The organism is Massilia genomosp. 1 (assembly GCF_011682185.1).
Lineage (GTDB): Bacteria > Pseudomonadota > Gammaproteobacteria > Burkholderiales > Burkholderiaceae_D > Telluria_A > Telluria_A rubra.
The window spans coordinates 1-8,200 of the sequence record NZ_WHJF01000169.1; the positions used below are offsets into that span (position 1 = coordinate 1).

Below are 8,200 nucleotides of genomic sequence, written 5' to 3' on the forward strand. Positions count from 1 at the left end.
CGCTTCATTGACTGTCCCGTTCAATTGGGTAGGGACGCTATCGCCCGCGACATTCCGATTTAAGTTGAAAAACTCCGGCATCGGAAAAGTGACGCTGCGGCGGCGGTTTATGCAACATTCAGGTTAGCGCGACAGTGGAAGCGCCTTGCGAGATCTCTTGCTGTCTTTTAGCCAGGCAAGCGCGGGCTGTACCTGGCCGCATGGTGCTTAAGCGAGCATCGCCACCTGTTTGATCGCGTCGGCCAGGGTCCGGGCCGGATCCGCAGCCAGCCGGCTTGCCCGCCATGCGATGAGCGCGTCCGGGCGCACCAGCACAGCCCCGTCGGCAGCGACGCCGAAGCGATGCTCGAAGCTGGCGTCCGCCGGGAACACGATCTCCACGCCGACCTGCAAGGCGCGCAGCGGACATGCTGGCCCCGTCTGCGCGCGTGCGGCATCGATCCAGCTGCGGTCCTGCGCCAGCAGGACGAAGCCGTCCGTGGCCAGATCGAGCGTGGACAGCGTACGTCCCCCGGCCTCGATCCACACATGGGGCATGCGTGTTCCCGGCTGGCCGGCCCATTGATCGGGATGCGCCGCCGCTGGCAGTGCGGGCCCGGCACCGAGGATGGCGGCGGAGCGCTGCAACTGGCCCAGCTCCATCGCTTCATTGCCGAACAGCGCTTCGTGCTCCAGGGTCCCCTTGGCCCATTGGGCATAGTCGGGCCGCGCCAACGTCTGCTGGTGGCGCAACCAGGCGATCGGGCGGCATTCTGCATCGTAGGTATCGAGCAGCAGGGGCGACGAGCGTCGCTGTACGACCCTGGACAGCTTCCATGCCAGGTTGGCTGCGTCGTCGATGCCGGTATTGGCGCCAAAACCGCCACGGGTGGGCGGCAGCTGGTGGGCGGCGTCGCCGGCCAGGAACACGCGCCCTTGCGAAAATCGATCGGCGATGCGGCCGGCAAGCTCCCAGCGCCCGGTGGCCAGCACCTCGACCGCCAGGTCCTGGCCGAGCGCGCGCCGCACCAGCTCCACCAGGTCGTCGCCGACGGGCTGCGTCTGGTCGAACATCAACGCCCAGCGGCCGTCGCCGTAGGTGGTCAGGAAGCACTTGAACCCGGGCTGCTCGATGTCGAACTGCGTGATGCCGCGCGCCAGGTAGGGTTCGGCGCCGGGGCAGCGGAACAGGATGCTGCGCAGCGTGCGCAGGTGGCCGATGCCCTGGCGTTCGATGCCCAGCGCAGTACGGACCGGGCTGCCCGCGCCGTCGGCGCCGATCAGGTAAGCGGCGCGCAGCGTGAGCACCGCGCCGCTGTCGCGTACACGCACCTGCGCCGTCACGCCTTCCCCGCAGGGAGACGCGCTGGCGCGCCGCTCCTGCGTTTCGCCAGGCGTCCATTCGGTCTCCTGGCGCCAGGCGCCGGTCAGCGAATCGGCCCGCACGCGGCGCAGGCGGGCCTGGGGCGGCACTTGCGCAATGCGCTCGCCGATGCCGGCCGCGCGGTAGTGCTCCATGGTGCGTTCGGTGAAGCCCATCGCACGCGGGTGTGGCGCGCTGTCGTGGTGTTTTTCGATGACGATGGTGGCGACGCCGCGGCGCGCCAGGAACAAGGCGGCTGATAGTCCGACCAGGCTGCCGCCGATGATCAAGACGGCGCTGTCGTGGGAGAGGGAATGGTTTTGCACGGTACGTCCTTGTGGTGAGCTGCCGCAGGCACGGCGAAGGACAGGGCGTATTCCGAACGGAGGAGAAAAGCCGGGTCGAGACGGCGCCGTCACGGAAAAACGGCGCAGGTCCGCCTTCCGTCGCGGTCCGCGGCCCCATGGGCTCGATTGTTTGCCCGCCGCAGGTGCGGCAGGATGACCGGGGCTCACCACACCGGTCTACCATTTTCGACAGAGCAAGCTTAGATCAAAAATCGCTCAGGCACAAGCAGGTGCAAGTTCGGCGGTCCTGGGCTCGCCCGCAGGCGGACAGCGCCTGCCGTTTTCGCCGAACACGTGAATGCGCGCCAGCGGCGCCCCGAGCAGCAGGTACTGGCCCACTTCCCAGGTGGCGTCCGGGTCGGCCCGCACCACCACCTGCTCGGCGCTGCCGACCACGGTGGCGTACAGATAGCTGCCTTCGCCCAGCCGTTCGACCGCAAACACGGTCGCCGGGATGCCGTCGGCGACGTGCGGCGCAATGTGCTCCGGGCGCATGCCCAGGGTGACGTGCGCGCCCGGCGCCATTTTCTCCGCCACGCACACCATCAGCTGCGCGCCCCCGGCCAGCGCCACCACGGCCTGGCCGGCGTTCCACTGGCGGATCTCGCCGCGTAAAAAATTCATCGGCGGCGCACCCAGAAAACCGGCCACGAACAGGTTGTCGGGCCGGTGGTAAAGGGCCAAAGGCGCGCCCACCTGTTCCACCCGCCCGGCGCGCAGCACCACGATGCGGTCGGCCAGGGTCATCGCCTCGACCTGGTCGTGCGTCACATAGATCATGGTGCTGGCCAGGGTGCGGTGCAGCCTGGCCAGTTCGATGCGCATCTGCACGCGCAGCGAAGCGTCCAGGTTCGACAGCGGCTCGTCGAACAGGAACACGGCCGGCTGGCGCACGATGGCGCGCCCGATCGCCACGCGCTGGCGCTGGCCGCCGGACAGTTCCTTGGGCCGGCGCTGCAGCAGCGCTTCGATCTGCAAGGTCTGCGCAGCCTTGCGCACCGCCTCGTCGATCTGCGACTTGCGCTTGCCCGCCAGTTTCAGGGCGAACGCCATGTTCTCGTACACGCTCATGTGCGGATACAGCGCATAACTCTGGAACACCATGGCCAGCCCGCGCTGCGCCGGCGGCACGTCGTTCACGCGCGCGCCGTCGATCAGGATGTCGCCGCCGTCGACGTCTTCCAGCCCGCAAATGGCGCGCAGCAGGGTCGACTTGCCGCAGCCGGACGGGCCGACGAAGACCACGAATTCGCCATCGCCGATATCGAGATCGATCCCGTGCAGCACCGCCTGCGCGCCATACGACTTGCGGATGCCCGTCAGCTGGACCCGGGCCATCTCAGGCCGCGCGCAGCACGACGACCACGCGGTGCTGCGCGCCGTCGGCCTTCATCGGGATCATGGCCGCGCCGCCCTCGATCGGCGCTTCCCGGCCGTCGAGCGAGGCGGCCACCACCAGCGAACCGTCGCCGATGGCGTCGTTGATTACCTCGATGTGATAACTGGTGGCGCCGTCCGGCAAGCGGTAGCGGATGCTAAAGCGCGGCCATGCGGCCGGCACCACCGGCTTCATGCGGATCGCGGCGCCGCCTTCGAGGGTGAAACCGAGCACCGATTCGAGCGCGACCCGGTAGGCCCAGCCGGCCGAGCCGGTGTACCAGGTCCAGCCGCCGCGCCCCACATGCGGATCGGCGCCATAGATGTCGGCCGCGATCACGTACGGTTCGACCTGATAGCGCGCCACCGCCTCCGGGGTCGAGGAGTGGCTGATTGGACTGAGCATTTCGAGCAGTTGCGCGGCGCGCCCGTTGCGGCCCGCTTCGGCCACCGCGCGCACCGCCCAGCAGGCCGCGTGCGTGTACTGGCCGCCGTTTTCGCGCACGCCGGCCACGTAACCCAAGATGTATCCCGGGTCTTGCGCAGTATGCACGAAGGGTGGCGTGAGCAGGCGGATCAGGCCATCCGCGTCCGACACCAGCCGCTCTTCCATGGCGTCGAGCGCCATGTGTGCGCGCTCAAGCGGCGCCGCGCCGGAGATCACCGACCAGGCTTGCGCCAGCGCGTCGATCTGGCATTCGTCGCTCTCGCTCGAGCCCATCACCGCGCCGTTGTCGTAGAAGGCGCGGCGGTACCACTGGCCATCCCAGCCTTCGCCATTGAGCACCACGGCCAGGTGGTCGCGGTAAGCGCTGTAGGCGGCGATGCGCGCGCTGTCGCCGCGCCGCTCGCACACAGGCAAAAAGTCCTTGATGATGCGGAACAGGAAAAAGCCCATCCACACGCTCTCGCCGCGGCCCTCGCGCCCGACCCGGCTCATGCCGTCGTTCCAGTCGCCGGTGCCCATCAGCGGCAGGCCGTGCGCGCCGCGCGTCAGCGAGCGGTCCAGCGCGCGGCAGCAATGCTCGTACACGTCGGCGCTGGTGCCGGCCGGTTCAGGGTGCAGGAAGACTTCGTCTTCGCCATCTTCCAGCAGCGGCGCGCTGAGAAAGCCTTCGACTTCATCGAGCACGCTCCAGTCGCCGGTGGACTTGAGGTAGAAAGCGGTGATGTAGGGTAGCCACAGCAGGTCGTCCGAAAAGCGCGTGCGCAAGCCCTTTTCCAGCGGCGCCGGGTGCCACCAATGCAGCACGTCGCCTTCGGTGAACTGGTGCGCCGCGTGCAGGCAGATCTGCTTGCGCGTCATTTCGGGCAGGGTGTAGATCAGGGCGCTGGCGTCCTGCAACTGGTCGCGGTAGCCGATCGCGCCGCCCGACTGATAAAAGGCCGAGCGCCCCCAGATGCGGCAGCTCAGATTCTGGTAGGCCAGCCAGCCGTTGACCATCAGGTCGATCGCCGGCACCGGCGTGGCGATCTCGATGGCGCCGACGGTGTCGTGCCAGAACTGGCGTACTTCGGCCAGCGCCTGTTCCACCGCCGCGCTGGCGCGGTAGCGCCGCACCAGCGCCCGGGCGTCGTCGGCGCTGGTGGTTTCGCCAAGCAGTACGGCAAATTCGGCATCTTCGCCGGGGGCGATGGTCAGGCGCGCCTGGAACGCGGCGCATGGATCGAGCCCGGGACCGGTGCGCCCGTCGAGGCGCGCTTCGCCCAGCGCCGCCGGCCGCGCGCTGGTGCCCTGGGTGCCGATGAAGGCGGCGCGGTCGGCGCTGTGAAAGCTGGCGCTGGCCGGCGGCGCGATCAACGCGGCGAAGGTGACGCCGTCGGCGAACGGGCCGGCCATGCGGTTGGTGGCCAGCAGCACGCCCGCGTCCCAGGTGGTGCATACATGGCGCGCGCTGTCGGCCGGCGTGCTGCCCAGCACCAGTTGCTGGTACGAGAACAGCGATATCGTGCGGCTGCGCGCCTCGGTATTGCGCAGGCGGATGCGCACGATCTTGAGCGGGTCGTGGCGCGGCACGAACACCGTGCATTCCTGCTCCAGGCCATAGCTGGCGTGGCGGAAGGTGGTGTAGCCGAAGCCATGCACCGCCTCGTAGCTGGCCGCTGCCGGCGCCGGACCGGGCATGGGCGACCACCAGCTGCCGTCGTCTTCGTCGCGCACATACAGCGCTTCGCCGTGCGGATCGCGCACCGGGTCGTTGAACCAGGGCGTGAGCCGGTGTTCGCGGCTGTTGCGGCTCCAGGTGTAGCCGGCGCCGGTTTCGCTCACCAGCACGCCCACCTGTTCGTTGGCGATCACATTGGTCCAGGGCAGGGGCGGGCGCGAGAGGCCCGCAGCGCCATCCCAGGCCAGGCGGATCACATATTCCTTGCCGTCGCCAGAAAAGCCGCCGTCGCCGTTAAAGAACTGCAGCGGCGCCGGCTCGGCGTCGTCTTGCGGGTGCTTGCGGTGCGGCGGGCGCGGAGGGCGCAGGACGCTGGCGCGCGGCCCGAACACCGGCAGCTCGCCCTTGACCACCATGCGCGCCTGCGCTGCCACGCGATCGAGGTCGGCGCTGTCGACCTGGATCGGGTCGAGCAGGGTGACCGGGCCTGGCAAGGCGGGCCAGTCGGCTTGCGCGCCGACCAGCACCAGGTGCAGCGGCAGGGCCAGCGCATCCCAGTAACGCGCCGCGTCCAGCAAGGCTTGCGCGTGCGGGTCGCGCGGACCGATGGCGTTGACCACGCACAGCACGCGGTCCTTGGGCAGCCCGAGCGCCTCGGGCAGGCTGTCGCTTGCCAGGGGCGCGTCGCCCGCTGCGCGCAGGGCGCTTTCCCCATACAAGATGGCGGCGGCCAGCGCTTCGGCGTAGGCGCCTTGTTCGGTATCGAGCGCCAGCGCGGTGAGCAGCGCGGCGCGCCGTTCGCCCGCCATGCGCGCGGCCAGTTCCGGCGTTGGCGCGCTGGCCGGCAGGGCCAGTGCGGCGTCGCGCTCGGGCGCCGCGCCGAGGGTAAAGGCAATGACTGCATTCGCATCCGGTTCGAGCGCCACGTTGCGGCGCAGGCTGAACGAGGGATCGAGCACGTTGCCGGCGGTTCCCGACAGCGGCGCGTTTGAGGCCAGCGCGCTTGGGGCGGCCAGGCTGCGGCCACGCCCGATGAAGCGTTTGCGGTCGGTCTCGATACCGGCGTCCTCGCCGCCGCTGGCGGCATGAACCAGCCAGATACAGGCGTCGTCGGCGCCGCGCGGACGGCGGCGCGCCAGCAGCGCGCCGGCGGCGGGAACCGATTCGGTCTGCACGAACAGTTTCGAGAATGCGGGGTGCGCGGCTTCGGCGGCGCGCTTGTTGAGCACCACTTCGAGATAGCTGGTCACTTCGATGCGGCGCACGCGCGCGCTGGTGTTACGCAAGGTCAGGGTGCGCAGTTCGACGTCGGTCTCGGGCGCGACGACGATGTCGAGCCGCGCTTCGATGCCGAGGTGACGGCAGGACAGCCAGGCGCCGCCATCGTCGCTGCCGAAACCATAGCGGGCGCCGGCAACCGCGCAGGGCTGGGCGCCGACCGACCAGAACTCGCCGCTGTCGATGTCGCGCAGGTAGATAAAGTAACCGTCGCCGTCTTCCACCGGGTCGCCCTGCCAGCGCGTCAGCGCATGTGCGCCGAGGTCGGTGGCGCCGGTCCCGGCGGCCGTGACGAGCACCCGCAAATGGCCGTTGGAGAGGAAGCGGGCGCCGGCGGCGGGACTGAACGGGATCGGAGTCATGGGCAGGGTACGGTGGTTTGCTTAGGGGGTAACGCAATGTAAGCGGTTACATCCTGATAAATTTTACATGACATCTTTGTGTAAAGAATAAAATTTCGACCAAAAGTCATGCTTTTTTTTGGAGAAAAATTTACATAAAAACCACGGTGTGCTGAGCTCGATTGCGGTACATTAGGAAAAATGTAATCGGTTACCGGAGTTTATGCGGGAGGGATGAAAGCGTGGTGTTTTTATGGCGGTAACGATCAAGGATGTGGCGCGGGCGGCCAATGTGTCGGTCGCCTCGGTGTCGCGCGCGCTCAACGGCAGCGACACCGTCACCGACGAAACGCGCCAGTTGGTGTTGGCTGCGGCGCGCAGTTTGCGCTACATTCCGCACAGCGGCGCGCGCAGCCTGTCGACCAGCCGCACCGAGACCATCGGCGTGGTGCTGCCCGACCTGCATGGCGAGTTCTTTTCGGAGCTCATTCGCGGCATCGACATGGCGGCGCACCGGCGCGGCCTGCACCTGCTGGTATCGAGTTCGCACGGCGATGCCGGCGAAGCGGCGCTGGCCATGCGCGCCATGAGCGGCCGGGTCGATGGCCTGGTCGTCATGTCGCCGCACGTGGATGCCGGTTTTTTGGCCGACAACCTGGCGGGCAATCTGCCCATCGTTCTTGTCAATACGCGCGCCACCGGCCACGATTGTTCGGCCCTGGCGGTCAACAACCACGGCGGCGCGGCCGACATGGTGCAGCACCTGGTCGAGATGGGGCACCGCAGCATCGTCATGATTGCCGGCCCGGCCGACAACTTCGACGCCGAAGAACGCTTGCGCGGCTTTCGCGAGACCATGGCGCGCCTCTTGCCCGGCGCGCCGCCGTTCGAGCCGCAAGTGCTGCGCGGCGACTTCGGCGAGGAATCGGGCTATCGCGCCGGCCAGCAGCTGCGCGCCTTGAAGCGCCTGCCCGACGCGGTGTTCGCCGCCAACGACATGATGGCGATCGGCTGCCTGTTCGCGCTGGGCGAGGGCGGCCTGGTGGTCCCGCGCGATATTGCGCTGGTCGGCTTCGACGATGTGCCGACGGCGCGCTTCGTCACGCCGCCGCTGACCACCGTGCGCGTGCGGATCACCGAAATGGGCAGCCGCGCGCTCGAATGCCTGGCCTTCGAAATTGAAAACCCGCAGGGGACGAAAAAAACCGTGCAGGTGGTGCAAACCGAACTGGTGGTGCGGCGCTCGTGCGGCGCACATGCGCAGGGCGTGACGGAAAACGGCAAGCGCTAGTGTAGTGTTGCATTCTCAGTGCTTCGTATTGAAATATCGCGGATGAGGCGCTATTCTTGTGCATCAACCAGGAGAAAGCTAATGCGAATTGCGACGGAGATTGTGCTTACCCAGGACGA

At 68.1% G+C, this 8,200-nt stretch carries 4 protein-coding genes; 1 reads left to right on the forward strand and 3 read right to left on the reverse strand.

Annotated elements, in window-relative coordinates:
• Positions 1–207: 207 nt before the first annotated feature.
• The 3 genes from F1735_RS31680 to F1735_RS31690 all read right to left on the reverse strand — a co-directional run bounded on the left by F1735_RS31680 (position 208) and on the right by F1735_RS31690 (position 6,811).
• The gene (locus F1735_RS31680; RefSeq protein WP_167240763.1) at positions 208–1,668 is read right to left on the reverse strand and encodes an FAD-dependent monooxygenase; all 1,461 of its coding nucleotides are present in this window, start codon (positions 1,666–1,668) and stop codon (positions 208–210) included.
• A gap of 237 nt (positions 1,669–1,905) precedes the next feature.
• Positions 1,906–3,027, reverse strand: coding sequence for an ABC transporter ATP-binding protein (locus F1735_RS31685; RefSeq protein WP_167240765.1), 1,122 nt, complete (start codon positions 3,025–3,027; stop codon positions 1,906–1,908).
• 1 nt (position 3,028) lies between these two features.
• Entirely contained in the window at positions 3,029–6,811 is a 3,783-nt protein-coding gene (locus F1735_RS31690; protein WP_167240766.1) for a GH36-type glycosyl hydrolase domain-containing protein, read from the reverse strand.
• A 232-nt stretch (positions 6,812–7,043) separates the two neighbouring features.
• On the opposite strand from F1735_RS31690, the gene F1735_RS31695 reads away from it, so the two are divergent.
• Positions 7,044–8,081 carry a LacI family DNA-binding transcriptional regulator gene (locus F1735_RS31695; protein WP_167240768.1) on the forward strand — a complete coding sequence of 346 codons (1,038 nt, stop codon included), beginning with the start codon at positions 7,044–7,046 and terminating at the stop codon, positions 8,079–8,081.
• Positions 8,082–8,200: the final 119 nt, after the last annotated feature.

Coding starts and splice junctions, on each gene's coding strand:
- F1735_RS31690 (WP_167240766.1), bottom strand. CDS start 6,811: ATGACTCCGATCCCGTTCAGTCCCGCCGCCGGCGCCCGCTTCCTCTCC.
- F1735_RS31695 (WP_167240768.1), top strand. CDS start 7,044: ATGGCGGTAACGATCAAGGATGTGGCGCGGGCGGCCAATGTGTCGGTC.
- F1735_RS31685 (WP_167240765.1), bottom strand. CDS start 3,027: ATGGCCCGGGTCCAGCTGACGGGCATCCGCAAGTCGTATGGCGCGCAG.